The organism is Oricola thermophila (genome assembly GCF_013358405.1).
GTDB classification, from domain to species: Bacteria; Pseudomonadota; Alphaproteobacteria; order Rhizobiales; family Rhizobiaceae; genus Oricola; species Oricola thermophila.
On the sequence record NZ_CP054836.1, the window covers coordinates 3,279,827 to 3,305,609 of the forward strand.

Genomic DNA, 25,783 nt, shown 5'->3' on the forward strand with positions numbered 1-25,783 from the left:
CGGCCCGCATCATGATCAGCAAAATCGGCGACTGACAAGACTTTTCAGGGCGAAAACGGCCTAGATTATCCGCTCCGACAGACCAAGCCAGCCGAACACCGCAAAAGCCGCGGATACGGCCGCGCCAGCCGGGAGGGCCAATTCCGGCAATTCCGCACCGCAAATGACGGCGCGGCGGGAGGGATCGGCCACCCGTTCCGCCTCTTCCGGGGGAACCAGCGCCACCGACAGGACCAGCCTCGTGCGGGGAACATGGCGGGCCGGGCCGACCGGGACCACGCCGCATCCGCGCAACTCGATCAGACCGGCTATCCGGTCGGGAACCTCGGCGATGACGGCTTCGCTTTCGCCGTCACGCGACAGGAAGGCGTAATCATCGGCCACGAGCGCAGACGGAATCCCGCAGGCGCGGCTGCGTGACAGCAGTTCGACGGCCAGGGCCGTCTTGCCCGAGCCGGACGGGCCGCGAACGAGCACGCCGCGCCCGTCAATCTCGACGACGGTGCCGTGCTCGAGGGTGCCGCCGCCGGTCATTCGCGCGGCAACCGGACCGTGAAACGGGCGCCGGCCGGACCACCATCCGGACCGCCCGGGATGTTCTCGGCAGTCAGCGTGCCGCCGTGGGCCTCGACGATCTGGCGCGAGATCGAAAGACCGAGACCGGAATTGCGACCGAACTGGTCGGGACCGGGACGGTCGGTGTAGAAGCGCTGGAATATCTTCTCGAAATTGTCGTCCCGGATACCGGGGCCGTTGTCCTCGACCATGACCACCACGCTCGACGGTGTCATCGACAGGCGGATGTCGATCCGTCCGTTCCCGGCGGGCACGAAGGAAAAGGCATTCTGCACGAGATTGGTGACGACCTGGCCGATGCGGGTCTCGTGCCCGGTGACGAAGTATCCCCTCGCATTGGCAGGCGGCGGAGCGACGTGGAGCGTCAGCTCGACATCGCGGCCGCGGGCGGGACTCTGGCCGAGGATACCGGTCAGCTCCCGCAGCAGCTTCACCATGTCGACGCGGGACGCATCCTCGCGGACAAGCTCCGCATCGAGCCGCGAGGCGTCGGAAATGTCGGTAATCAGCCGGTCGAGCCGCTTGACGTCGTGCTGGATGACGTCGGTCAGGCGCTTGCGCATGTCGTCGTTCCTTGCCAGCGGCAACGTCTCGACGGCGCTGCGCAGGGAAGTGAGCGGGTTCTTCAGCTCATGGCTGACGTCAGCGGCGAAGCTCTCGATGGCATCAATGCGCGCATAGAGGGAATTGGTCATGTCGCGGAGCGCCACGGACAGGTTTCCGATCTCGTCCTGTCGGTTGGAGTAGTCCGGAATCTCCTCGCGATGCTTGATCGACCGGCGCACGCGCACCGCGGCGGCCGCGAGGCGGCGCAGCGGATTGGCGATGGTTCCAGCGAGCGCCACCGACAGGATGATATTGACCAGCACGGCGACGGCGAACACCCGCATCATGGCGAAGCGCTCGGCACGGACGATCTTGTCGATATCCCCGCCCTGCGTGGACAGCTGGAGCACGCCAAGCACGGCACGGTAGCGCTGGATCGGCACGGCAACGGAAACGATCATCTCGCCCTGGCTGCTGACACGGACGACCTGCGAGCGGCCACCGGCCAATGCGCTCATGACCTCCGAATAGGCCGTGCCGCTGCCGCCCGGCTGCTCGGTATAGACGGTCAGGTCGCGACGGCGGAATACCCAGGATATGAACTTGTCTATGCGGTCGAGTATTCCCGTCTCGGTCTCCCCGACCGGAGGCAGATCGTAGCGGAGCACCTGACCGCCCGAATAGAGGGCCTTCGAATCCAGGAGGAGATTGGCATCGCGGTCATAGATGCGGGCTCGCGTGCGGGTGGGCGATATCAGCCGCCTCAGGACAGGCGCGACACGTTCCGGATTGATCGGGAAATCGAGATTGTCGAAGCGATCCGGATTGGGAACAATCGACTCGCCCGCCTGCAGTTCGAGCAGCTTGTCGGGATCGATCAGGATGGAATTGGTCTCGACATTGGCCGACGCGGCGATGGCGCCGGCAATGATTTCGCCCTGTGTCATCAGGCTTTCCACGCGGGCGTCGATCAACCCCTCGCGGAACTGGTTGATGTAGAGGATCCCCGACATCAGCACGCCGAGCGCGGCGAGGTTCAGAAACAGGATCCGGTGCGTCAGGGAGGAAAAGATGAAACCGCCGAACAGGCGCCGCAGCGGCTTCAACAGCCCCTGCTTCGGCGCAACCGGGCCGGCGGCGCCCGTCCGCGCGCGCGCGGCATTCGCCCCGCCCGCCGCGGTCCGGTAAGCCATGTGCTCCGTTTCCGCCGTCATCGCGTTCCTTATTTCCGCCGCGCCAGCAGCTTTCCGTCGAACGGTCAGGTTTCCCGGAACCGATAGCCGACGCCATACAAAGTCTCGATCATGTCGAAGCTTTCGTCGACGGCCTTGAACTTCTTGCGCAGACGCTTGATGTGGCTGTCGATCGTGCGATCGTCGACATAGACCTGATCATCATATGCCGCATCCATGAGAGAATCACGGCTTTTCACCACCCCCGGACGCTGGGCCAGCGCATGGAGGATGAGAAACTCGGTGACCGTCAGGGTGACCGGCTGGTCCTTCCAGGTACAGGTGTGGCGCTCCTGGTCGAGCACGAGATTGCCTCGCACGATGGTCTGCGCCTGACCGCCACCATCTCCCTTGACCATGACCTCCCGCGCAGCGGTGCGGCGGAGCACCGCCTTTACCCGCTCGACGAGCAGCCGCTGCGAGAACGGCTTGGTGATGAAATCGTCCGCACCCATCTTGAGACCGAAAAGCTCGTCGATCTCGTCGTCCTTGGACGTCAGGAAGATCACGGGAAGGTCCGATTTCTGGCGCAGGCGACGAAGGAGTTCCATGCCGTCCATGCGGGGCATCTTGATGTCGAGTATGGCCAGGTTGGGCGGCCGGGCGACAAGACCTTCCAGTGCCGATGCGCCATCGGTGAAGGTCTCGACCCGGTACCCCTCCGCCTCCAGGGCGATCGAGACCGATGTCAGAATGTTCCGGTCGTCATCGACCAGCGCAATGGTCTGCATGCTGAAATTCTCCCCAGCCATGGCGTCTTGTCCCTTGCTCGTCCTACCAACCCGAGCCGTTGACGCCGAAACTTGGCGCAAAATGTGGCACAGAACTCATCTGGTGTCATGAAGGCCCGATTTCCATGTCTTTCCCGGATTGCACAAAGGCGGGACAGGGCGCGCCGCAATAGCGGCCGCATCATGCGCACTCCCCGATCCGGTTGAACCGATTTAATCGTTTTTTGAAAGCTTAAATCGATTAATCATTTGAAACGGCAAGCAATTTCTGTTTCAGCCTCTAATCTGTTTAAACGTTGTTTTAAACAGGTTAAACTTCCGGAGCGGATGACCCGCCCCGCAAAGCAACACACGCAGACCATCGGTGAGGACAATGAAGACCAACGGATTGTACAACGCAGCGCACGGATTGGAGAAACAGGGATTTCGGACTCCGGCTGCCGTTTACTACAACCTCACCGAGGCCGAACTCTACGAGGAAGCCATCGACCGGCGCGAGGCCCAGCTGAGCGCGCATGGCGCGCTCGTCGCCAAGACCGGCGTGCACACCGGGCGTTCCGCCAAGGACAAGTTCATCGTCAAGGACGGCGTCGTCGACGAGCACATCTGGTGGGACAACAACAAGGCAATCATGCCCGAGCACTTCGAGCGGCTCTACGAGGACTTCATGTCCCAGGCCCAGGGCATGGAACTGTTCGTTCAGGACCTTCATGCCGGCGCCGACAAGGACCATCAGCTGAAAGTCCGTGTCGTCACGGAAAACGCGTGGCACTCGCTGTTCATACGCAACCTCCTGATCCGCCCGGAACGCGAGGAGCTTGCGTCCTTCGTGCCGGAAATGACGATCATCGACCTGCCGTCCTTCGAGGCCGACCCGGAGCGGCACGGCTGCCGCAGCGGCACGGTGATCGCGGTCGACCTGACGCGGATGATCGTGTTGATCGGCGGCACGTCCTATGCCGGCGAGATCAAGAAGTCGGTGTTCACCGCGCTGAACTACATCCTGCCCACCAAGGGCGTGATGCCGATGCATTGCTCGGCCAATGAAGGCCCTGACGGCGACGTGGCCGTGTTCTTCGGCCTGTCGGGCACCGGCAAGACGACACTTTCGGCCGATCCGAGCCGCACACTGATCGGCGACGACGAACACGGCTGGAGCGAGAACGGCGTGTTCAACTTCGAAGGCGGCTGCTACGCCAAGACGATCCGCCTTTCACGCGAGGCGGAACCGGAAATCTACGCGACGACGGAACGCTTCGGCACGGTGCTGGAAAACGTCGTCCTCGACGACAACAAGATGCCGGACTTCCACGACGCCTCGCTGACGGAAAACACCCGCTGCGCGTACCCGCTGCACTTCATCCCGAATGCCAGCGCCACGGGCACGGGCGGACAGCCGAAGAACATCATCATGCTGACGGCCGATGCCTTCGGCGTAATGCCGCCGATCGCCAAGCTGACACCGGCCCAAGCCATGTATCACTTCCTGTCCGGCTACACGGCCAAGGTCGCCGGTACGGAGAAGGGCGTCACGGAACCCGAGGCGACATTCTCCACGTGCTTCGGCGCACCGTTCATGCCGCGCCACCCGTCGGAATACGGAAACCTGCTGCGCGACCTGATCGCCGAGCACGGCGTCGACTGCTGGCTGGTCAATACCGGCTGGACCGGCGGGGCATACGGCGTCGGCAACCGCATGCCGATCAAGGCGACGCGCACGCTGCTCAAGGCAGCCCTTTCGGGCGAGCTCAACTCCGCCGAGTTCCGCACGGACCCGAATTTCGGTTTCGCGGTGCCGGTGGCGGTCAACGGCGTCGATTCCGCGATCCTCGATCCGCGCTCGACCTGGGCCGATCCGGAAGCCTACGACCGCCAGGCCGAAAAGCTCGCCGGGATGTTCACGACCAATTTCGAGAAATTTGCGGCGCATGTCGATGCCGACGTGATGAACGCCGCACCGCGCTATCTCCAGGCCGCCGAATAGCACCCGTTCACGGGACCGTCATGCGGCGCTTGCCCCGAGGCAGGCGCCGTTTTTCGTGCCGGCGGCCCTTTTTTCGAGGTTTCGCACAGCGTATCGTCCGGTCGCCATGATGACCAGCACCACGCCCGAGGAAATGCCCCGATGAGCACTGCCGACCTGCCGATCCGGCACGGGCTGACATTGCCCGGCTGGTCGATGACGGAGGAGTTCGTGCTGTCGTCCGGACCGGGCGGCCAGAATGTCAACAAGACATCGTCGGCGGTCCAGTTGCGCTTCCATCCGGGTTCCGCGGGCGTCTTTTCGGACCACCAGCTCAAACGGCTCATGCAGGTCGCAGGCAAGAGGGCCGCCAAGGACGGCTCCATCCTGATCCAGGCGAACCGCTTCAGGGCGCAGGAACGCAACCGGGAGGACGCGCGGGAACGACTGAAACAACTGGTGCTGAAGGCGCTGGAGCCGCCACCGCCGCCGCGACGGAAGACCAGGCCCTCGCGCGGAGCGGTCGAAAGACGGCTGAAGGCGAAGGCCGGACGGTCACGGATCAAGAAGATGCGCGGCAATGTGGACACGGACGACTAGGACCGGGTCGGCAGATCGGTCGCCGAAGGAAGCACATCGAATTGTCCATATAAATGGGTACGGGCCCTAGCGCACCCCGCGCGGCGACACTACCTTACATTACTGGCCGCCCGGCGCGGCATCACTTCAACCCTACCCGGAAGGACGCTGCGATGGGATTTTTCGACTTTGTGAAATCGGCCGGCAAGAAGCTCGGCTTCGGCGATGATGACGAGACGAACGCGAAAGAACTGAAGAAGGAGCTCGATTCCTACGGACTCGGCACGGATGCCGTGCAGATCGAGATCAAGGGCGACACGGCGGTCATCAAGGGCGCGGTGGAAGACCAGTCCATCTTCGAGAAGGCCGTCGTCGCTGTCGGCAACACGCTCGGCATTTCCAAGGTCGAGGCCTCGGAACTGAAGGTCGTCGTGCCCGGCAGCGGAATGAAACTCGACGCCGCCGCCGACATGAACGCGCTCATCGCGGCAGCGACGCCGGCGAAGGAACCGAAATTCCACACGGTCGAAAAGGGCGATACGCTCTGGGCGATCGCCGACAAGGCCTATGGAAACGGCTCCAAGTACAACGCGATATTCGAGGCCAACCGGCCGATGCTGACGCATCCGGACAAGATCTATCCGGGCCAGGTGCTGCGCATTCCCGACCTCGACGCGGCCTGACAAAGGATCGCCGGCGGCGGGTGGGAAACCGGCTGCCGGCACGCTACATTCCCGTCCATGCTGGTTCTCCCCAAGGGTGTTCGCCACATACCCGGCTGCCTTTCCCCGGACGCGCAGCGCGCGCTGATCGAGGAGATCCGCGACATCGTCAAGCAGTCTCCCCTCTACACGCCGACAATGCCGCGCACCGGCAAACCGATGAGCGTGCGCATGACAAATTGCGGAACGCTCGGCTGGGTGACGGACAGGGAGCACGGCTATCGCTACCAGGAAACCCATCCGGGCACCGGAAAGCCGTGGCCACCAATACCCCAGGCTCTGCTCGACATCTGGGCGGACCATTCCGGCTACCCGCATCCGCCGGAGGCATGCCTGGTCAACTTCTACGATGACAAGGCGAAGATGGGACTGCACCAGGACCGCGACGAGGAAGATCTGGACGCGCCCGTGCTGTCGGTTTCGCTCGGCGACGAATGCCTGTTCCGCATCGGTGAGACAAAACGATCCGGACGAACCGTCTCGTTCAGGCTTGCCAGCGGCGACGTGCTGGTGCTGGGCGGGGAGGGTCGGCTATGCTTCCACGGCGTCGACCGAATCTATCCGGCAACCTCGACGCTGCTGAAGCATGGCGGGCGGATCAATCTGACGCTGCGCCGGGTGACGAGGCCGTAGCCTGCGCTGCTTTCCACGCCGGCAGGTGGTCACGGCGACCGAACCTCGCACACAACGGATGTCCGGAATACGAACCAGCGAAGGGCGATGAAATTGACGATCGGCACAAGCGTTGCCGTCAGGAGAACGGGAAGAAGTAGCGGAAGCTTCATGATATCGTGCAGGACCAAAGGCAGAAGCGCCGCCAAAGCATAGCCGCCAAGGGTGACGACGATGAATCTGGGCGCCTCTTGGGCATGGTCGCACTCGGACCCGAACGTGAACAGCTTGTGCGCGAAATAGGAGAACAGGCCAGCGATGGCATAGGCGCCGACGGCGCCCGCGGCAGCGGGCCAGCGCGGAAACGAGGCCTCAAAAGCTAGCGCCAAGACCATGTAGAGCATCGTGGCCGCAATGCCGACAATTCCGAACCGCGCGATCCGGGACGATTTCCAAGACCGGGACATGTCAGGCTTCACCAATCGCCACATATTGCGCGCCCAGGGGTACGCGGGCGAGCGCCCTTTCGACCGCCACGGCGACCCGGTTTTCCCACGGCAGGAACAGGAACTGCCGTGTCGAAAGCGCAGAAAACCCCGCACCGGCCAGGAGGCCGCGCGTACGCCGAGGCGACAGAAGCACCGCGTCCTCGTCGAACGGACAGCGTGCAACCGCCAGGCGCGTCAGTGGATTGAACGGATTGTGCTCGATGATACAGGCTATGCCGCCGGGCTTCAGAACGCGCCGCAACTCGGAAAAAAAATCGGGCCAGTCGGAGGGGGGTACGTGATGCACGACGCAGATTGCCGTGAGAACATCGAATTGCCGATCCCCGTAGGGCAGCCGACCGCCATCATAGGCCTGATACGCGACCTCCGGATTTGCCGCCTTCGCCTTTTCAATTGATTCGCCAGAAACATCACAGCCGGAAACTTGGGCGAAACGGCCGGCCACATAGGGGTGGAAGGAGCCAACGCCGCAGCCCACATCAAGATAAGCCAGCGCATCGACTGCGGCCAGACCGGGACGCGTTTCGATCGCCTCGAAGAGGATTCGCGCCTTGGCACGCATGAAGAAGTCATGCTCGAGACCCGAGAAATCGATCGAAGACTGGACGACCTCCCGGTAATTGTCCTTGTAAGTGTCGAAAGTCCGGGTCACGCAAACCTCCGGTCAAGCGACGCGGGTACGTTCCCGGCAATGCGCGCATCCTCGAAACCGATGTATTCGTCGACGATATAGAGGGGCCGGCGTTTAACTTCTGCATGAATGCCGCCGACATAGAGACCGACCACGCCGGTCATGAGAAGGTTCATGCCCGACAGGAACGAAACGATGACCACGGTCGACGTCCAGCCGGTTACCACCTCGTCGCTGAACATCCAGCCCAAAACTGCATAGAGGCCGGTCAGGGCCGATATGCCGGATACCGCAAGGCCCGTCCAAAGCGCGAAACGCAATGGTTTTTCCGAAAAGCTGACGATGCCGTGAACCGCGAGGCGCAGCATCTTCCAGAACGGATATTTCGTTTCCCCGGCGGCGCGCGGAGGACGCGTGTAGGTCACCTCGGTCTGCGAGAAGCCCAGCCAGCCGAACATGCCGCGCACAAACCGGTCACGCTCCGGCATCATGCGGAACGCGTCAAGCGCCTTGCGGCTGACCAGCCGGAAATCCCCGACGTCGCGCGGTATCGAGACATCGGTCATGCGCGAAAGCAAACGGTAGTAGAAAGCGGCCGTCGCCTTCTTGAAGACGGTCTCGCCCTCCCGCCGGACCCGGCGGGCATAGACGATGTCGTAGCCTTCCTTCCATTTCGAAACCAGTTCAAACACAACTTCCGGCGGGTCCTGCAGATCGGCATCCATGACGATGACCGCTTCACCCGCGGCAGCATCCATGCCAGCCGTGATGGCGATCTGGTGACCGAAATTGCGCGAGAAACGGATCAGTTTGAGCCGGGAATCCTGCTTCGCCATCTCCGCCAGATAAACGGCGCCCGCGTCACGACTCCCGTCATCGACAAAGATCACCTCGGCCGGACCGTCGAGTCCGTCCAGCAACGCGCCAATCCGCTGGAGCAGAATCGGCAGCACAGCTGTCTCGTTATAAATCGGTATGACCAGACTGTACCGTATTGGTGCCGCCTCTGGTTTCTTGGAGTCGGTCATGGTCTCACCGCTGCCGGAACCTGATCCCCGCAACCTAGGAGTGCCGGGATAAAAAAGGCTTAATGGGCGCCGGCGGAGCCTACAGCTTCCTCAGCAACACTTCCTCGACCAGGTGGTTCGAGCCCTTCTTGAGGATGAGATCGGCACGCGGGCGCGTCGGCTGGATATTTTCCTTCAGGTTCTTCAGGTTGATGTTGGTCCAAAGCCCCTCGGCCACGGACCTTGCCGCGTCCTCCGAAAGATCCGAGTAACGGTGGAAGAAGCTTCTCGGATCGCGGAAAGCCGTATCGCGCAGGCGCATGAAGCGCGTGACATACCAGTCGTGGATCAGTTCCTCGTCGGCGTCGATATAGATCGAGAAATCGAAATAGTCCGAAACGAAGGGCACCATCTTGCCGTCCTCGGGCAGGTCGCGCACCTGCAGCACATTGATGCCCTCGAAAATCAGGATGTCCGGCCGGTCGATGGTGACGTATTCGCCGGGCAGGACATCGTAGGTCAGGTGCGAGTAGAGCGGCGCGCGCACCGAGTGCTCGCCGGCCTTGATCTGCGACAGGAAGCGCAGGACCGCCCCCACGTCATAGCTCTCCGGAAAGCCCTTGCGCTCCATCAGGCCCTGTTCGCGCAGGACCGCGTTGGGCAGCAGAAAGCCGTCGGTCGTCACGAGATCGACCTTCGGGCTGGACGGCCAGCGCGCCAGCAGCTCCTTCAGGATGCGCGCGGTCGTCGACTTGCCGACAGCGACCGAGCCGGCGATGCCGATGATGAAGGGCGTCTTGGTCGCACCGTCGATATTGAGAAAGCGCTTGCGCTGCCTGAAAAGGCTCTGCGAGGCCTCGACATGAGCGGAAAGCAGGCGCGACAGGGACAGGTAGATGCGCCGGACCTCGTTCAGGTCCACCGGATCATCAAGCGAGCGCAGGCGCTCGACCTCGTCCTCGGTCAGGGTCAGCGGCGTATCGGCGCGGAATTCCGCCCACTTGGCGGCCGAATAGCGACGATAGGGTGAAAGTTCACTGCCGGACAGCTGATCGAAGGCGTCGGGATGCGCGGCAAGGCCGTCGCTACGCTTGACTGACTGATCCATCGAAACGCCCGGGGTCACTCTTCACTGCGGGCGGCCTTTTCCTGCAGCCCTGTCTGCGCGGTACGGCCTTCCAGTTCGGCCAACACGTCATCCAATGCCACGCCGCGCATGTGCAATACTACAAGCAAATGGTATAACAGATCAGCGGATTCCGCCACAACGGCAGCGCGATCCTGGGCCAACGAGGCGATCACCGTCTCGACCGCCTCCTCGCCGAGTTTCTTCGCAGCCTTGCCGATGCCACCGGCCACGAGCTTCGCGGTCCAGGAATTCGCGTCGCCCGATGCGGCACGCCGGGCCACGATCCGTTCGAGTTCGGCAAGTGTGAATTCGGTCATGATCCGTATCCCGGTTCAGGCATCGCGACGAACGGCGATACCGGCAGCGGCCATGTGATCCTTGGCCTGCTGGATTGTATAGGTCCCGAAGTGGAAGATCGAGGCGGCAAGCACCGCCGTGGCATGGCCGTCGCGAATGCCCTCTACCAGGTGATCGAGCGTGCCGACGCCGCCGGAGGCGATCACGGGAACGCGCACGGCATCCGCAACGGCGCGGGTCAGGGGAATGTTGTAGCCGATCTTGGTGCCGTCGCGGTCCATCGAGGTCAGCAGGATCTCGCCGGCGCCGAGTTCGACCACCTTGCGGGCAAACTCCACCGCGTCGATGCCGGTCGGCACGCGGCCGCCATGGGTAAAGATTTCCCAGCGCGGTCCGTCGGGGCCCTCGTCGACGGTCTTGGCATCGATGGCAACGACAATGCACTGGTTGCCGAACTTGTCGGCAGCCTCGGCGACGAGTTCCGGCCGCTTCACCGCAGCGGTGTTGATCGAGACCTTGTCGGCACCGGCCAGCAACAATTTTCGGACATCCTCGACCGCGCGCACACCGCCACCGACGGTCAGCGGCATGAAGCATTGTTCGGCGGTCCGGGCCACGACATCGTAGATCGTGTCGCGGTTCTCCGACGAGGCCGTGATGTCGAGGAAACAGAGCTCGTCGGCACCGGCGGCGTCATAGGCCCGGGCCGCCTCGACCGGATCCCCGGCATCGACCAGATCAACGAAATTCACGCCCTTGACGACGCGGCCGCCGGCAACGTCTAGGCAGGGAATGACGCGGGCCTTGAGGGTCATTTCACGCTCCCATCGCCGCGCAACACAGCCAGCGCCTCGGCCGGATCGATGCGGCCGTCATAGAGCGCGCGACCGGAAATCGCGCCTTCCAGCCTTGCCGCATCCGGCATGGTCATGCGCACGATGTCGGCAATCGACGCAAGACCGCCCGAAGCAATGACGGGGATCGAAACCGCATCTGCCAGTTGAAGCGTCGAATCCCAGTTGATGCCCGTCAGCACGCCGTCGCGGTCGATGTCGGTGTAGATGATCGCGGCGACACCGGCACCCTCGAACTTCCTCGCGAGCTCGATGACGCCTAGCTCGGAGGCCTCCGCCCAGCCCTCGACGGCAACCTTGCCGCCCCTGGCGTCGATTCCGACGGCGACCTTGCCCGGATAGCGCTTGCAGGCTTCCTTCACCAGGTCGGGATCTCGCACGGCAACGGTGCCGAGAATGACGCGAGCCAGGCCCTTGTCGAGCCAGTTCTCGATATGGGCGAGCGTGCGGATGCCGCCGCCGAGCTGCACAGGATTCGTCGTCGCCTTCAGGATCGCCTCGACGGCGGCGCCATTGACCGACCCGCCCTCGAAGGCGCCGTTCAGATCGACAACGTGCAGCCACTCGAAGCCCTGCTCCTCGAAGGCCTTTGCCTGGGCTGCGGGATCGGCGTTGTAGACGGTGGCCCGGTCCATGTCGCCCTTGACGAGGCGCACGCACTGGCCGTCCTTCAGGTCGATGGCGGGAAAGAGGATCTTGTTTGCGGGCATGGCCTTCACGGCGTCCATTTCAGGAAATTGGCGATCAGGGCGAGCCCCAGCTTCTGGCTCTTTTCTGGATGAAACTGGGTGCCGAACATGTTGCCGCGTACAACGGCGGCGGTGACGGGACCGCCATAGTCCGTCCGCGCGACCACGTCCGCCTCGTTCTCCGCGGCAAGATGGTAGGAGTGGACGAAATAGGCGTGCAGCCCGTCCTCTCCCATCCTGATACCATCGAAGAGCGGGTGCGGGCGCACGAGATCCAGCGTGTTCCAGCCGATTTGTGGAATCTTCAGGGACGGATCGGACGGCGTCATCTCGATGACATCACCGGAAATCCAGCCGAGACCCTGCGTGACGGTCTTTTCCAGCCCGCGGGTCGCCATGAGCTGCATGCCGACGCAAATGCCGAAAAAGGGGCGCCCCCTTTCGACAACGGCATCGTTCAAGGCATCCACCATGCCCGGCACGGAATCGAGACCGGAACGGCAGTCGGCATAGGCGCCGACACCGGGAAGGACGATGCGGTCGGCGGTAGCGACCCGCTCGGCCTGCGACGTCAGTTCTATCTCGGCGGCGATGCCCGCCTCGCGCGCCGAACGCTCGAAGGACTTCACCGCGGAACGCAGATTGCCCGAGCCGTAGTCGATGATCGCGACGCGCATGACGCTCACCGGGCCGGCTCTTCGCCGAAGCCGAACAGGACATCGCCCTCCGGCTGGCGCGAGTTGCTTTGCGAACCCGCCAGCCGCCGCGCGGGACCGGCGGCCGGAATGTCGGCGGGCTTTCCGCGACCCGTGAACCAGCGAATCTCGGCGTCGTCCAGGTTGCGCGCGACCACGGTTCCGGCCTCGACGAAGCCATCGCGCCAATGCCTTGCCATTCGCCATGCCGGGCCCTCCAGCGCGACATGGAGGCTGACGGCAATGCCCGCGACGGCCATGGCCAGCCCGGGCGCGACGTACTGGCCCGTGATGCCTATGGCAGCGGATACGAGAAGAAGCATCAGCGCCGCGAACCAGAGCCGGTGCCACAGCAACCAGACGAGCGGAAAGAACAGCGCCAGAAAGGAAAATTCATCGCGCACGAACACCGTATCGGGCCGGCTGCCGGCAACGGGCCTGCGTTCGAGAACAACGTAGCTTGCCATCGTCTTCGCCTAACCGTTCAGCGTACCCTTGGTGGAGGGAATCGCATCCGCCTGGCGCGGATCGATCTCGACCGCCATGCGCAGCACCCTTGCCACTGCCTTGAAACAGGTCTCGGCGATGTGGTGGCTGTTGGCGCCGTAGAAATTCTGCACATGCAGCGTGATGCCCGCATTCTGCGCGAAGGCCTGGAAGAACTCGCGCACCAGCTCGGTGTCGAAGGTACCGACCTTCGCCGTCGGGAATTCGACGTGCCAGACGAGGAACGGGCGGCCCGAGACGTCAATGGCGGCCCGGGTCAGCGCCTCGTCCATGGCAAGGTCGAGGCTGGCATAGCGGGTGACGCCACGGCGGTCGCCCAGCGCCTTCGCCAGCGCCTGGCCGAGCGCGATGCCCGTGTCCTCGACCGTGTGGTGATCGTCGATATGCAGGTCGCCCTCGGCACTGACCGCCATGTCGATCAGCGAATGGCGCGCAAGCTGGTCGAGCATGTGATCGAAGAAGCCGATCCCGGTCTTCATTTCGTGCCTGCCGGTTCCGTCCAGGTTCACGGTGACGGAAATCGCGGTCTCGTTCGTCTTGCGGCTGATTTCGGCCGTGCGCGCGGTCATGGCATAAGCCCTCAAATTTCGGCGACTGCGCCTCTTAACAAGGGTTTAGCGCAATTGCCAGCCTGCCGAAACGCGTTTGCATTTGAACGCCACCCGCTTACATAGCGGGAACGACGAAACGACGCGGGCACAAGGACAGGCCATGAGCGAGAACGACAATCCCTTCGGCACCATGCATGCGACCACGATCATCACCGTACGCAAGGGCGGCAAGGTGATCATCGCCGGCGACGGCCAGGTCAGCCTCGGCCAGACCGTCATAAAGGGCAATGCGCGCAAGGTGCGCCGGATCGGCAAGAACAACGAGGTGATAGCCGGTTTCGCCGGGGCAACGGCCGACGCCTTCACCCTTCTCGACCGGCTGGAGAAGAAGCTTGAACAATATCCGAACCAGCTGATGCGGGCGGCGGTCGAACTTGCCAAGGACTGGCGCACCGACAAGTACCTGCGCAACCTGGAAGCCATGATGCTGGTCGCAGACAAGACGGTTTCGCTGTGCGTTACGGGAAACGGCGACGTGCTGGAACCGGAACACGGCGTGATGGCGATCGGGTCTGGCGGCAACTACGCCCTGGCGGCGGCGCGCGCCCTGGTCGACAGCGACCTCGATGCCGAGGCCATTGCCCGGCGCGCCATGGAGATCGCCGCGGATATCTGCGTCTACACCAACGGCAACATCATCGTCGAAACGCTGGATGCCGAAACGTGACACTCAAAATACGTCAACCGGGAAAGGTTGCCACGGATGCCCAGCGCACTATCCGGCGGGCAGAATAGAACTGATCGCCGGCGACCCCATAGCCGAATATCCGATGGTCAGGTTTCTCGACGGATATGAATGGCAGCCCTGACATAGCCTTCCTGCCGGTAACGCCGGACGACTATCCGATGCTGCGGCGCTGGCTCGAAAAGCCGCACATGCGGGAATGGTGGGGCGAGACGGAAACGGAACTCGGCTTTATCCGCGACATGGTCGAGGGTCGCGATCCGACCCGGCCCTTCATCTTCCATGTCGACGGCAAGCCGCTCGGATACATACAGGCCTGGCGCGTCGGTGACGCCTTGGCGGGTGGTTTCGACGAGGAAGCGCCGTGGCTGCACGATCTTCCGGCGGACGCGGTCGGCGTAGACCTGTCAATCGGCGACCCGGAAAATCTGTCGCGGGGTATCGGGACGGCGGTCCTGCGGAAATTCCTCGCCATTCTGATCGAGGAGGGTCACGAAACCATCGTCATCGATCCCGACGAAGCCAACCGGCGTGCCGTGCGCGCATATGAAAAGGCCGGGTTCGTGGCTTATGATCGCCATGCAGGGGATTCCGGCGTGACGCTCCTGATGGTACTCGACCGGAACAGATTCTTGGAGACAGCCGGATGATTTCCGACGATACGCTCGAGCTGGCGGTCAGGCGCGCCATCATCTCCGCAGAGCAGCGGGACCGCATCGCCGCCCTGGCGGTCGAACCGGCGGGAAACGACACGGACCGCCCTTCAACCGACGAACCGATGCGCCTGGTCGGCGGCGGAAACGACCTGTTCGTCACGGTCGGCATCGTGCTGCTGTTCGCCGGCGCGTTGTTCGCGCTGCAATCGATTTCGGGCGTCACGGTACCGATCACGGCGGCCGCGCTGGGCATTTTCGCCTGGCTGGTCGCGGAGTTCGTCACCCGCCAGCGCCGGATGCGCCTGTCGAGCACGGTGCTCGGGCTCGGATTCATTCTCGCGGTGACCATCCTTCTCGGCCATGTCCTGGAAACCCGCCTCGGCCTCGCCGGAATCGACGATCCGCTGAAGCTGGCCGCGCTCCGGCCGCGGGCGGAAGCCTACGGAATGCTGTTCTTCGGCGGCACGGCGCTGGCGGCGATCAGCCATTTCCTCCGCTTTCGCGTTCCCGTGATGGCGGCGATCCTGGCATTGTGCTTTACGGGCGCGGCCTTTTTCCTGGCGACGCTCCACTTCTATGACGGCGTGACGAGGGGCGAGATGCTCCTGCCGACACTGGAGCAGCTTCCCGATGTGCTCGCGAAGGCGCTTTACGTGCCGCTCGTTTGCGGCTTCGCCGTGTTCGCCGCCGGACTCGCACTCGACCTGCGCGACCGCGAAAGGTTCACGGTGTGGTCGGACTGTGCATTCTGGCTTCACGTGATCTCGGCGCCGCTCCTGGTGCATCCGCTCTTCATTCTCGCGACCGGTCAGGACGTCGTGTTCGGCGAGATCGAGCCGGGCGCATCCGCCTCGGTCATGCTGGCGATCCTGATCATCGCCTTTGTCTATGTGGCACTGGCCATCGACCGCAGGTCCCTGCTGGTACCGACCTTCGCCTATTTCGGCTCGCTCGGTGTCTACTACCTCGTCAATTCTGCCGCGAACACGACAGGAATCCCGCCTTTCGCGTTGATCCTGCTGGTCATCGGGGCAATGATCATCCTGTTCGGCGCAGGATGGCAGCGCATCCGGCGCTTGATTGTCGGAACGACGCTTCCCACATCGCTGCTGACCAAGCTGCCTCCCATGAAACCGTGAGTATCCATGTCTGAATTCTCTCCGCGCGAAACCGTTTCCGAACTCGATCGCTTCATCATCGGCCAGAAGGATGCCAAGCGCGCTGTCGCAATCGCGCTGCGCAACCGCTGGCGGCGCCAGCGCCTCGAGGGCGCGATGCGCGAGGAGGTCATGCCGAAGAACATCCTGATGATTGGCCCGACCGGCGTCGGCAAGACCGAGATCTCACGCCGGCTGGCGAAGCTCGCCGGTGCACCCTTCGTAAAGGTCGAGGCGACCAAGTTCACCGAGGTCGGCTATGTCGGCCGAGATGTCGAGCAGATCATCCGCGACCTGGTCGAGGCGGGCATATCCCTGGTACGGGAGCGGAAGCGCGAGGAGGTCAAGGCCAAGGCGCATATCAACGCCGAACAGCGCGTGCTCGATGCCCTTGTCGGACCCGGCGCAAGCCCGGCGACGAAAGACAGCTTCCGCAAGAAGCTGCGCGACGGCCTGCTCGACGACAAGGAGATCGAAATCGAGGTCGCCGACACCGGCGCCGGCGGCATGCCCGGCCTCGAGATCCCCGGCATGCCCGGCGCCAATATCAGCATGATCAATCTCAACGACATGCTCGGCAAGGCGTTCGGCGGCCCGAAGACCAAGAAAATCAAGACTTCCGTGCGCGAATCGCACGACATCCTGGTCGCAGACGAATCCGACAAGCTGCTCGATCAGGACCAGGTCGTGCAGGAAGCCCTGCGCGCTGCGGAAAACGACGGCATCGTGTTTATCGACGAGATCGACAAGATCGCAGCCTCCGAGGGCCGCTACGGCGCCGGCGTCAGCCGCGAAGGCGTGCAGCGTGACCTGCTGCCGCTGGTGGAAGGCACGACGGTCGCCACCAAGTACGGCCCGATCAAGACCGACCACATCCTGTTCATCGCCTCGGGCGCGTTCCACGTGTCCAAGCCCTCGGACCTGCTGCCCGAGCTTCAGGGCCGCCTGCCGATCCGGGTCGAATTGCGGGCGCTGGATCGCGAGGACTTCCGCCGGATCCTGACCGAGACAGAGGCGAGCCTTATCAAGCAGTACGTGGCGCTGATGAAGACCGAGGACGTGACCGTCACCTTCACCGACGACGCAATCGACGCGATCGCCGACATCGCGGTCGATCTCAATGCTTCAATCGAGAATATCGGGGCACGACGCCTGCAGACCGTGATGGAGAAGGTCCTCGACGAAATTTCCTTCACCGCGCCCGACAAGACCGGAGAGGAATTCGTCATCGACGGCGCCTATGTAAGGTCGCAAATCGGCGACCTCGCGCAGGATCTCGACCTCTCGCGCTACATACTGTGACCGAACGGCAATAGTGGCGATTTCATTGCCCGGGGCCCTCGACAGCGAGGCGGGCATTACGTAAGTGCGGGGCGGGGCGCGCAGGCAGAAAATCGGAAACATGTCGTCAATCCGTTCATTGGCATTCGGGGTGCTGGGGCTCCTGCTGGCAACGACAGCATCCGCGACAACCCTGATCGTCGTCGAGCCGGGAAACCGAAATGCCGAGCAGCCGGCCATTCCCGGCGCCTCGAAAAACCGCACGGCGGCCCTGAAAACCACTTTCGAGCGCAAGTACAACAAGGTGATGGGCCTGCTGGAGCGCGACCGCCGGCTGATTTCCGGCATCAAGCGGACGGCGAAGAAATTCGACATCGATCCGATCCACATGATCGGCGCAATCGTCGGCGAGCATACCTACAACGTGGACGCCTACGACCGCGCGCAGACCTACTACGTGAAGGCGATCTCCTACCTGAAGACATCGATCGACTTCGAATATGACGGCGAGGACATCTCGGACTTCATCGAACGCCCGCAATTCGAACCCTGCAAGGAACTGACCGGCAGCCGGGAGACATGGAGCTGCCGCGAGAAAGTCTGGGAGACGAAATTCCGCGGCAAGACGGTGGACGGCAAGCGCTTTCCGAACGATCGTTTCTCGGCGGTGTTCTTTCAGCCGTTCTACGCCGGGCAGACATTCGGTCTCGGCCAGCTCAACCCGCTGACCGCGCTGATGATGACCGACCGGGTGAGCGAAGTGACCGGCGCGCAGAAACTGTCCCACAAGGACGGCAAGGGGGTCTACAAGGCGATCATGGATCCCGACGAGACATTGCCCTATATCGCGGCAACCCTGGCGACCGCCATCGACGACTATCGCGAAATCGCGGGATTTGACATCTCGCGCAATCCGGGTCTGACGGCGACGCTCTACAACACCGGCGGATCGGCGGAGCGTGCACGCAGGCTCGCCCGACGCAACAGGCAGGCGTCAAGGACGGTTTGGCCGGAAGAAAACTATTACGGCTGGATGATCAACGAAAACGAGGCAGAGCTGCGGGCGCTGCTGGAAGACTGATGTCCCGGATGCTTCAGCGCCGCGGCACCTTGCCGGGCCTGTCCAGCAGGGCGCGCAGGCGCCGACCGAGATGTTCCAGATCCTCTTTCGAGAGCCTGCCTATGGACTGCCCGAGCAGGTTGGCGAGCTCGGTGGCCGCGGGATCCATGCCCGACGTGTCGATGGTCACCTTCGGGGCCGACCGCATGGCAAGCCGCTGCAACTCGTCGGCGTCGTCCCAGATGATGTTGAGGCAGGCTATGATGCGCTGGAGCAGGGGCCAGCTGGGCACGCCCCGGTGGCCGTGCTCGAGTGCCGATAGATAGGCGGCCGATACACCGATCCGGTCCGCCATTTCCTTTTGCGTCATGCCACGTTCCGCGCGCAATTCCCGCAAACGTGCTCCAAATGGCGTCATGGGCGCAAGCTCCCGTCCGGGTGGGAAAGACGGCGCAGGCGGACATAGATCGCGCCCTCGCCGCCGTGATGGCGGCTCGCCTGGGTATAGCCGCTGACCAGTCCCGCGAATCGGGCACTGTTCAGCCAGACCGGGACCATGCGTTTCAGGATCCCCTCGCTCCCGGGCGAACGCCCCTTGCCGGTGACCACAAGGACATGGCGGGCTCCGCGCGATCGCTGGTCGGCCAGAAAGGCGTAGAGCCTGTCATAGGCCACGTCCTGGGTCATTTCATGCAGATCCATACGGGCATCGATGGAGATCCGCCCCTTGGCAAGCTTGCGGGTCGTGGGCCTGTCGATGCCCGGTTCGCGGGACGGTTTCGGCGGCGGCGGCGGCGGCGCATAACGGCGAGCAAGCGGCGATTTCCTATCCCGGGCGGGCGGACCGTCCTGCGGCCCGGCGGTATCCATCGCATCGAGGAATTCGCGCCCGAGATTCTCCGAATCCGGCATCGCGACATCCCGATCGCGCAAGGGCGTGACGGTACGACCGACGCGACGCCAAAGCCTCCTTTCCTCCTCGGTCAGGCTGCGGCGATGCCTCTTTCCGCTCATGGCCCGATCTCCATACCAGCTGGCAGATGCAGGGATTTCGGCACCAGCAAACAAAAATCCGCGGCCGAACGAACGGCGGCGGCACGCGCGCCGGCCTCGTCGCCCGACCCCATGAACAGGTCGCCGCGGGCCGGGCCGACAATCGCCGAACCGGTGTCTTGGGCAATCATCAGCCGTCGCCACGGCCTGCCGTTTACCCGGTCGGCTGTCACGAAGACCGGCGAACCGAAAGTATGCAGGAGACGATCGACCGCAAGAGAGCGGTTCGCCGTCAGCGGCACCTTGGCGGCGGCGACCGGCCCGTCGGCCTCGTCGGCCACCGACGTTTCGCGGAAGAAGATGTAGGAGCGGTTTTCCTGCATGACCTGGCGGGCCTCGCCGGGATGGTCGGCAAGCCATCGGCGGATCGCGGTCATTGAAACCGAAGTGGGATCGATCTCTCCACGATCGACCAGAAGCCTGCCGATGGCGGTGAAAGCATGACCGTTCTTGCCGTCATAGGTCACGCGCGTTTCCCCGCCGTCAACGAATTCGAGCCGCGCGGCTCCCTGGACGTGGGCGAAGAAGACATCCACCGGATCCTCGGCCCAGGCGATCTCGAGACCGCGCCCCTCGAGCCAGCCGGCATCGATCGCCGCCCGGTCGGGATAGTGCAACAGCGTGCCGTCGGCCGCGCGACGCGCAAACCGCCAAGCCTCGTCCCATCCGGAAGGCCGGTTTTCCGACGTGACCGGAACCAGATCGTCCGGACGCCGGTAGAATGGTTCCCGGAAACGCTCCGTTCGCGTGCGAGAGACACCGATCCTGGGCTCGTAGAACGCGGTGACGAAGCCCCGCTCCCTGTCGGAACCGACGAGCGCACAACAGTCGAAATGGGCCTCGAAGAAGCCGCGGGGATCGGCCAACGCCGCAGGTTCGGTGGCGCGCTCAAAGAGCGGTTCCAGGCTTTCAGGCGTTATGCCGATCGTGCCGCAGCGATAGCTTTCTCCCGCCGGCCGATTCGCATGTCGCGAGAAAGTCCGCAGGGCGGCTGCATGGTCGTCCTCCGCCCACCCGGACAATGCATCGAAGGGGAGCGGTCGCAACCTCCACATGAATACGGCATCAGTCCTCGGATTCGGTCGCGACAAGACGCCAGTTCGGATCGCGACTGCGCGTATCACGCGAGAAGGTCCAGACATCCTTGACCTCGACCACGGCATCGGGATCGCCGTCGACGATCGTGCCTTCCCGGTCCCGGGTCACCGAAATGAGCTGGCTGATGAAACGGACGGTGACAAAAGCCTCGGTATCGCGCATCTCGGCTGCTGTCACGTCGGCGTTGTCGATACCGACAAAGCTGGACTGAACGGTCTCGCCTTTCGCCTCCCGTTCATCGAGAGCGGCCGCAAAACCGTCATAGACCTCTTTCGACAGGAGGTTCCTGAGCGTCTTGCGATCGCCGTCGGCAAACGACATGACGATCATCTCGTACGCCATCTTGGCGCCGGAGAGGAAGGATGCGGGGTCGAAATCACCGGAAGCATCCCGGATGGCGCGCAGGCCATCGTTCACTTTCGAACCGAGTGGCGCAAAGCGATCGATCTCGCGATAGGCATCCGCCTTGGCCTCGCCGCGACCGGGCAATGTGATCACATTGTCTGCCTCTGCCGCCTCGGCACCCTTGTCCGCCGGCGATTCCCCGGTGCCGGAATACGGATCGAAAGGCGGCCGTTCGTGACCGGTGCGCTTGCCCAGCACGCTGCGCAGCTGCAGGAACACGAACACCGCGGCGACGACGAAGATCAATGTGACTAGGTTGGAGCCTTCCATAAAACGTCCCGCTAAACAGTCGATTTTCTCAGTTTCATATAACCATGAATGGCGTGCATTCAAATCGCACAATCAATAACTACATTAAGGCAACCAAAACACAGAAAGTCGTCCGCCCCATGCCCTTTACCCTCGTTCCCTTCATGTTGCTGATCATTCCGCTCATGGAAATCGGCGTCTTCATCGCCGTCGGTTCGCAGATCGGCATTTTCACAACGCTGGGAATGATCGTGCTGACGGCGGTAATCGGATCCATCCTGATGCGCGTGCAGGGCTTCGGCCTGCTGACACGCATGCGGTCCGAGATCGACCAGGGCCGAATGCCGGGACGCGACCTGGTGCACGGCGTGATGATACTCGTCGCGGGCATTCTCCTGCTTACGCCCGGATTCGTGACCGATACGCTCGGCTTCCTGCTTTTCGTACCCGCCTTGCGCGATCTTCTCTGGCGGTTCCTGAAGAGCCGGATTCATGTCGTCGCGGAAAGCCAGACCCGCCACGAAACGCACCGAACCTATGATTCGCACACGATAGACCTGTCCGAGGCGGAGTACAGGGAAGAACCCAACCCCCAAAGCCCGTGGTCGAATGACGGCCGAACCTGAACCGCCGGCGTCCTTGTCAGCCATTCGAGGTCATGCTAGCGAGCCGCCAAGGTTTTCACCTATGCGCCGGGTCGCGCATGCAAATCCAAGGACGAGGCTTGACCGATGGCAAATGAAAGCAAGAACAATGGCGGCGCAAAGCCGGCAGAAGCAGGGCAGGACGCGGCGAAACCGCAGCTGTCCGTCCTGACCCAGTATGTGAAGGACCTCTCCTTCGAAAGCCCCGGCGCGCCGCTGTCCCTGCGCCCGCGCGATAAGGCCCCGGCAATCAACATCAACGTGAACGTGCAGGCCAATCCGCTTGCAGAATCCGATTACGACGTGACGCTGACAATGACCGCCAAGGCGGAGGACGGCGGCAATGTCCTGTTCAACGTGGAACTCGTTTATGGCGGCGTTTTCAGGGTGATGAATTTCCCTCAAGAACACATCCTTCCGGTGCTGTTCATCGAGTGCCCGCGCATGCTTTTCCCCTTCGCCCGCCAGATCATAGCAGACTGCACACGCAATGGCGGTTTCCCGCCGCTGATGATCGATCCCGTCGATTTCGCACAGATGTTCCAGCGCCGGATGGCCGAGGAACAGGCGAAAGGCCAGGTCCAGGCCTGACGCCGGGAAGACAAGACTACACGGAAAGGGCGGCTCAGCCGCCCTTTTTCGTACCGGCAAGCCAGAGCGCCTTTTCGCCCAGTCCCTCGACGAGCCGGCGATGCGCCTCGATCTCGCCAGCGGAGATGCGCGGCGGAAGCGGCGACGGGCGGGTACGGAGCACAATCGTCTCGTCGGACGAATCTTCCGTGTCCCCGTTTCCCGACGTGTCGCGCATTTCAAGGCTCAACGCCGCCTGCTTGCCGCCGACAAGCTCGATATAGACCTCGGCAAGTAGCTCGCTGTCGAGCAATGCGCCATGTTTCTCGCGCATCGAATTATCGATGCCGTAGCGCCGACACAGCGCGTCGAGCGAATTCGGTCCCATCGGATGGCGACGGCGCGCCAGGCTCAGACTGTCCACGATGCGGTCGGGATCGATCGGCGGAAAACCGAGGCGGGCGAATTCCGCGTTGAAGAAGCCGACATCGAAACCGGCATTGTGCGCAATAAGGGTCGCACCTTCGGTGAATTCCAGCCAGTCCTGCAGGATCTCGGAGAATTTGGGCTTGTCGGCGAGCTGTTCGTTGGAAATGCCGTGCACGGCAAGCGCGTCAGGATGAACCTCACGCCCCTCCGGATTGATATAGACGTGAAAATTCCGCCCGGTGATGAAACGGTTTTCCAGTTCGACCGCGCCTATCTCGATAATGCGGTCCATCGACGGATCGAGTCCGGTCGTTTCCGTATCGAAAATGATTTCACGCATGGTTTGCTTCTTCCGGAAATGCTTCACCGCCATGATGCAGGTGCGACGGTCCCGGCTCAACTGCGCTCAGGCGTCTTCCCGTGCTTCTTTTTCACGATCCATTGCCGTCAGGACGCGAATGAGGTCCCGCACCTTCGCACGCGCAGCGTCCATGCCCAGAGAAGTGTCGATGATGAAATCCGCACGCCGACGCTTCTCGGCGTCGGGGAGCTGCCGGGCGAGAAGTTCCCGGAACCGCTCTTCCGTCATGCCGGCCCGATCCATCACCCTCTCGCGCTGGACCAAATCCGGCGCCGTGACGACGAGAACATGATCGACCCGGTCAGCGCCGCCCGTCTCGAAGAGCAGCGGAATGTCCAGCACGGCGAGCCGGTGCCCTTCCGCGCGTGCCTTCTCGAGAAAGGCGCTTTCCGCTTCGCGAACCAGCGGATGGACGATGGCCTCGAGCCGTTTCATCGCCTCGGGGTTGCCGAGAACGCGTTTGCCGAGCCTGGCCCGATCGACCACTCCGTCCGTCACCGTGCCTGGAAAGGCTTCCTCAACAAGGGGTGCCGCCTTGCCGGCATAAAGGGCATGGACCGTCGCGTCGGCATCGTGCACGGGTACGCCTTCCTCGACGAACATCCTCGCCGTCGTGGACTTGCCCATACCGATGGAGCCGGTAAGACCGAGTACGATCATGTGCCGGTTTCTCCCGCCATGTCGGCAATGACTATGTCACGCAATTCTTCGTCCACTTCCGGAACGCACCCGAACCAGCGGGCAAAGCCGGGAACGGCCTGATGCAGCAACATGCCGAGACCATCGCAGGTCTTCAGGCCGGCTTCCGCCGCGCGTCGAAGGAACGGCGTTTCAAGCGGAACATAAACGATATCGGTGGCCATCGCATCCGCCCGGGCAGATGCAAAGTCGAGCGCGAGCGGCGGCTGTCCCTTCATGCCGAGCGGTGTCGTATTGACGACCAGATCCGCGGCGCCGACAAGCCTGTCGGCGGCATCCCATCCCCGGGCAGTCACCCTGTCTCCGAAACGCGCCGCGATCCGTTCCGCCCTCTCGACGGTGCGGTTGACCAGGTCGACATGCGAGAATCCGGCCTCGAACAATGCATGGATTATTGCCCGGGACGCCCCACCTGCTCCCAGCACGAGAGCCGTCTCGCCCGACCGCCAGCCAGCCAGCCGTTGATCGAGATTGGCGGCGAAGCCATAGGCATCGGTATTCCCGCCCACCAGCAGGCCGTCTTCAAGCCAAAGCGTGTTTACCGCGCCGATGGCCTCGGCCGCGGCATCCCGACGGTCGACAAGCTGGTAGGCGGTTTCCTTGTGCGGTATGGTGACATTGCCGCCAACCCACCTGCCGGAACGCAGCTCGACAGTGAGCGCGCGAAATTCCTCGGCTGGAACATCCAGGGCAGTGTAGGAACCGTCGATCCCGTGGCGTATGAGCCAGGTTCCGTGAATAAGGGGCGAACGGGAATGCGCGATCGGATGACCCGCCACAAAGGCGCGGGAGGCATCAGCCATCGATTTCTCCCAGTTCGCGAAGCTTGGCAAGCAACGGAAGGATCGGCAGGCCGACGATCGTGTAATAGTCACCGTCGACCCTCTCGAACAATTGTATGCCGAGACCCTCGTACTGGTACGAGCCCACGCTCGCGAGCGCGGCATCCCCGATCCGTGCCAGGTAGCGACCTATGAATTCCGGACTCAACCGGCGCACCTGCATGTTGGCGACCGAAACGTGACGCCAGATGGTTTCACCGTCCCGGACAAGGCTGAGCGCACTCCAGAGCTGATGCGTCTTCCCGGACAAGGTCAGGAGATGATAGCGCGCGTCTTCCATGTCGGCCGGCTTGTGGAAGAGCTTGCCTTCCAGGGAAAGCGTCTGGTCGCCGCCCAGGACCAGCGCCCCCGGATTGCGCTGGGAAACATCCGCCGCCTTGGCCTCGGCAAGAACGGCGGCTACATCCTCCGCGGTTGCATCGGCTTCGAGAAGCGGCGCTTCGACGCTGCGCTCGTCGATCCGTGCGCCTTCGGCACGAAAGTCGATGCCGGCATTTTCCAGAATCGCCGCCCGAAAGGGGCTCGTCGAGGCGAGAACGAGGCTCATGGTCTTCATCCCTGCGATGCGGGCTAGCGGTTAGACCGTCCGGTCCGCCTTGGCAAGCGCGCGGGCGGTCCGCCCTGCCCGACGCTCCGGATTGTGCGCGACTGTGGACAAGTTCCGGCCTGTCGGATGCCGGCGATCGCGGAGCCGGGAAAACAGC

General features: G+C 63.1%; 32 protein-coding genes. 11 read left to right on the forward strand and 21 right to left on the reverse strand.

The annotated features are described in order from the left end of the window. Positions 1–60: 60 nt before the first annotated feature. The 3 genes from HTY61_RS15765 to HTY61_RS15775 all read right to left on the reverse strand — a co-directional run bounded on the left by HTY61_RS15765 (position 61) and on the right by HTY61_RS15775 (position 3,085). Entirely contained in the window at positions 61–534 is a 474-nt protein-coding gene (locus HTY61_RS15765; RefSeq protein ID WP_175277693.1) for an HPr kinase/phosphorylase, read from the reverse strand. After that, entirely contained in the window at positions 531–2,315 is a 1,785-nt protein-coding gene (locus HTY61_RS15770) for a sensor histidine kinase (RefSeq protein ID WP_246272829.1), read from the reverse strand. Before HTY61_RS15770 ends, HTY61_RS15765 begins: the two co-directional genes overlap by 4 nt. Before the next feature lie 65 nt (positions 2,316–2,380). Further along, positions 2,381–3,085 carry a response regulator transcription factor gene (locus HTY61_RS15775; RefSeq protein WP_175277695.1) on the reverse strand — a complete coding sequence of 235 codons (705 nt, stop codon included), beginning with the start codon at positions 3,083–3,085 and terminating at the stop codon, positions 2,381–2,383. Positions 3,086–3,458: 373 nt separating this feature from the next. Between HTY61_RS15775 and HTY61_RS15780 the strand changes: the two genes are divergently transcribed. The 4 genes from HTY61_RS15780 to HTY61_RS15795 all read left to right on the forward strand — a co-directional run bounded on the left by HTY61_RS15780 (position 3,459) and on the right by HTY61_RS15795 (position 6,982). Beyond that, positions 3,459–5,069, forward strand: a complete 1,611-nt coding sequence (locus HTY61_RS15780) for a phosphoenolpyruvate carboxykinase (RefSeq protein WP_175277696.1) — start codon at positions 3,459–3,461, stop codon at positions 5,067–5,069. 195 nt (positions 5,070–5,264) lie between these two features. Next, positions 5,265–5,648, forward strand: a complete 384-nt coding sequence (gene arfB, locus HTY61_RS15785; protein WP_428978294.1) for an alternative ribosome rescue aminoacyl-tRNA hydrolase ArfB — start codon at positions 5,265–5,267, stop codon at positions 5,646–5,648. Positions 5,649–5,800: 152 nt separating this feature from the next. Beyond that, positions 5,801–6,310 carry a peptidoglycan-binding protein LysM gene (gene lysM / locus HTY61_RS15790; protein WP_175277698.1) on the forward strand — a complete coding sequence of 170 codons (510 nt, stop codon included), beginning with the start codon at positions 5,801–5,803 and terminating at the stop codon, positions 6,308–6,310. 57 nt (positions 6,311–6,367) lie between these two features. Beyond that, complete coding sequence (locus tag HTY61_RS15795) at positions 6,368–6,982, forward strand: alpha-ketoglutarate-dependent dioxygenase AlkB family protein (RefSeq protein ID WP_175277699.1); 615 nt, start codon at positions 6,368–6,370, stop codon at positions 6,980–6,982. Positions 6,983–7,011: 29 nt separating this feature from the next. On the opposite strand, the gene HTY61_RS15800 is transcribed toward HTY61_RS15795, so the two are convergent. From HTY61_RS15800 to hisB, 10 genes are all read right to left on the reverse strand, one after another. Then, positions 7,012–7,428, reverse strand: a complete 417-nt coding sequence (locus tag HTY61_RS15800; RefSeq protein WP_175277700.1) for a GtrA family protein — start codon at positions 7,426–7,428, stop codon at positions 7,012–7,014. 1 nt (position 7,429) lies between these two features. Further along, a complete protein-coding gene (locus tag HTY61_RS15805) occupies positions 7,430–8,122 on the reverse strand; it encodes a class I SAM-dependent methyltransferase (RefSeq protein WP_246272830.1) in 693 nt (230 codons plus the stop codon). Beyond that, positions 8,119–9,129 (reverse strand): glycosyltransferase family 2 protein, encoded by a 1,011-nt coding sequence (locus HTY61_RS15810; RefSeq protein ID WP_175277701.1) that lies wholly within the window; start codon positions 9,127–9,129, stop codon positions 8,119–8,121. The genes HTY61_RS15805 and HTY61_RS15810 overlap by 4 nt, the downstream gene beginning before the upstream one ends. 79 nt (positions 9,130–9,208) lie before the next feature. Further along, a complete protein-coding gene (gene coaA, locus HTY61_RS15815) occupies positions 9,209–10,216 on the reverse strand; it encodes a type I pantothenate kinase (RefSeq protein WP_175277702.1) in 1,008 nt (335 codons plus the stop codon). A gap of 14 nt (positions 10,217–10,230) precedes the next feature. After that, complete coding sequence (locus HTY61_RS15820; protein ID WP_175277703.1) at positions 10,231–10,554, reverse strand: phosphoribosyl-ATP diphosphatase; 324 nt, start codon at positions 10,552–10,554, stop codon at positions 10,231–10,233. A 15-nt stretch (positions 10,555–10,569) separates the two neighbouring features. Then, on the reverse strand, positions 10,570–11,349 hold the full coding sequence (gene hisF, locus HTY61_RS15825) for an imidazole glycerol phosphate synthase subunit HisF (protein ID WP_175277704.1): 780 nt from the start codon (positions 11,347–11,349) through the stop codon (positions 10,570–10,572). Next, positions 11,346–12,098 (reverse strand): 1-(5-phosphoribosyl)-5-[(5-phosphoribosylamino)methylideneamino]imidazole-4-carboxamide isomerase, encoded by a 753-nt coding sequence (gene hisA, locus HTY61_RS15830; RefSeq protein WP_175277705.1) that lies wholly within the window; start codon positions 12,096–12,098, stop codon positions 11,346–11,348. Before hisA ends, hisF begins: the two co-directional genes overlap by 4 nt. Positions 12,099–12,103: 5 nt before the next feature. Further along, the gene (hisH, locus tag HTY61_RS15835; protein ID WP_175277706.1) at positions 12,104–12,754 is read right to left on the reverse strand and encodes an imidazole glycerol phosphate synthase subunit HisH; all 651 of its coding nucleotides are present in this window, start codon (positions 12,752–12,754) and stop codon (positions 12,104–12,106) included. 5 nt (positions 12,755–12,759) lie between these two features. Then, positions 12,760–13,239, reverse strand: a complete 480-nt coding sequence (locus tag HTY61_RS15840) for a DUF2628 domain-containing protein (RefSeq protein WP_175277707.1) — start codon at positions 13,237–13,239, stop codon at positions 12,760–12,762. Positions 13,240–13,248: 9 nt separating this feature from the next. Then, a complete protein-coding gene (hisB, locus tag HTY61_RS15845) occupies positions 13,249–13,848 on the reverse strand; it encodes an imidazoleglycerol-phosphate dehydratase HisB (RefSeq protein WP_175277708.1) in 600 nt (199 codons plus the stop codon). Positions 13,849–13,990: 142 nt separating this feature from the next. Here hisB and hslV point away from each other — a divergent pair, with 142 nt between their 5' ends. The 5 genes from hslV to HTY61_RS15870 all read left to right on the forward strand — a co-directional run bounded on the left by hslV (position 13,991) and on the right by HTY61_RS15870 (position 18,750). Beyond that, entirely contained in the window at positions 13,991–14,557 is a 567-nt protein-coding gene (gene hslV / locus HTY61_RS15850) for an ATP-dependent protease subunit HslV (protein ID WP_175277709.1), read from the forward strand. A 125-nt stretch (positions 14,558–14,682) separates the two neighbouring features. Then, positions 14,683–15,225, forward strand: coding sequence for a GNAT family N-acetyltransferase (locus HTY61_RS15855; RefSeq protein ID WP_175277710.1), 543 nt, complete (start codon positions 14,683–14,685; stop codon positions 15,223–15,225). After that, positions 15,222–16,370, forward strand: coding sequence for a hypothetical protein (locus HTY61_RS15860; protein WP_175277711.1), 1,149 nt, complete (start codon positions 15,222–15,224; stop codon positions 16,368–16,370). The genes HTY61_RS15855 and HTY61_RS15860 overlap by 4 nt, the downstream gene beginning before the upstream one ends. 6 nt (positions 16,371–16,376) lie before the next feature. Beyond that, entirely contained in the window at positions 16,377–17,690 is a 1,314-nt protein-coding gene (gene hslU, locus HTY61_RS15865) for an ATP-dependent protease ATPase subunit HslU (protein WP_175277712.1), read from the forward strand. Between the two features lie 100 nt (positions 17,691–17,790). Further along, positions 17,791–18,750 (forward strand): DUF1402 family protein, encoded by a 960-nt coding sequence (locus HTY61_RS15870; RefSeq protein WP_175277713.1) that lies wholly within the window; start codon positions 17,791–17,793, stop codon positions 18,748–18,750. A 13-nt stretch (positions 18,751–18,763) separates the two neighbouring features. Here HTY61_RS15870 and HTY61_RS15875 read toward each other — a convergent pair whose 3' ends face one another. From HTY61_RS15875 to HTY61_RS15890, 4 genes are read right to left on the reverse strand one after another with little or no spacing between them, the layout of a single operon-like run. After that, the gene (locus HTY61_RS15875) at positions 18,764–19,147 is read right to left on the reverse strand and encodes a helix-turn-helix domain-containing protein (RefSeq protein WP_175277714.1); all 384 of its coding nucleotides are present in this window, start codon (positions 19,145–19,147) and stop codon (positions 18,764–18,766) included. After that, positions 19,144–19,743, reverse strand: coding sequence for a Smr/MutS family protein (locus HTY61_RS15880; RefSeq protein WP_175277715.1), 600 nt, complete (start codon positions 19,741–19,743; stop codon positions 19,144–19,146). Before HTY61_RS15880 ends, HTY61_RS15875 begins: the two co-directional genes overlap by 4 nt. Continuing rightward, entirely contained in the window at positions 19,740–20,837 is a 1,098-nt protein-coding gene (gene mltA / locus HTY61_RS15885) for a murein transglycosylase A (protein WP_246272831.1), read from the reverse strand. The genes HTY61_RS15880 and mltA overlap by 4 nt, the downstream gene beginning before the upstream one ends. A gap of 10 nt (positions 20,838–20,847) precedes the next feature. After that, a complete protein-coding gene (locus HTY61_RS15890) occupies positions 20,848–21,555 on the reverse strand; it encodes a Tim44/TimA family putative adaptor protein (RefSeq protein WP_175278595.1) in 708 nt (235 codons plus the stop codon). A gap of 119 nt (positions 21,556–21,674) precedes the next feature. On the opposite strand from HTY61_RS15890, the gene HTY61_RS15895 reads away from it, so the two are divergent. Both HTY61_RS15895 and secB read left to right on the forward strand, forming a co-directional pair. Then, positions 21,675–22,160, forward strand: coding sequence for an FxsA family protein (locus HTY61_RS15895; protein WP_175277717.1), 486 nt, complete (start codon positions 21,675–21,677; stop codon positions 22,158–22,160). A gap of 105 nt (positions 22,161–22,265) precedes the next feature. Next, positions 22,266–22,769, forward strand: coding sequence for a protein-export chaperone SecB (gene secB, locus HTY61_RS15900; protein WP_175277718.1), 504 nt, complete (start codon positions 22,266–22,268; stop codon positions 22,767–22,769). A gap of 34 nt (positions 22,770–22,803) precedes the next feature. Here the strand turns inward: secB and dnaQ are convergent, their stop codons facing one another. From dnaQ to HTY61_RS15920, 4 genes are all read right to left on the reverse strand, one after another. Further along, positions 22,804–23,517 (reverse strand): DNA polymerase III subunit epsilon, encoded by a 714-nt coding sequence (gene dnaQ / locus HTY61_RS15905; RefSeq protein ID WP_175277719.1) that lies wholly within the window; start codon positions 23,515–23,517, stop codon positions 22,804–22,806. A 66-nt stretch (positions 23,518–23,583) separates the two neighbouring features. Continuing rightward, positions 23,584–24,198: a dephospho-CoA kinase gene (gene coaE, locus HTY61_RS15910; RefSeq protein WP_175277720.1), complete on the reverse strand. Its 615-nt coding sequence runs from the start codon at positions 24,196–24,198 to the stop codon at positions 23,584–23,586. Continuing rightward, complete coding sequence (locus HTY61_RS15915) at positions 24,195–25,040, reverse strand: shikimate dehydrogenase (RefSeq protein ID WP_175277721.1); 846 nt, start codon at positions 25,038–25,040, stop codon at positions 24,195–24,197. The genes coaE and HTY61_RS15915 overlap by 4 nt, the downstream gene beginning before the upstream one ends. Then, the gene (locus HTY61_RS15920) at positions 25,033–25,635 is read right to left on the reverse strand and encodes a Maf-like protein (protein WP_175277722.1); all 603 of its coding nucleotides are present in this window, start codon (positions 25,633–25,635) and stop codon (positions 25,033–25,035) included. Before HTY61_RS15920 ends, HTY61_RS15915 begins: the two co-directional genes overlap by 8 nt. Between the last annotated feature and the right edge of the window lie 148 nt (positions 25,636–25,783).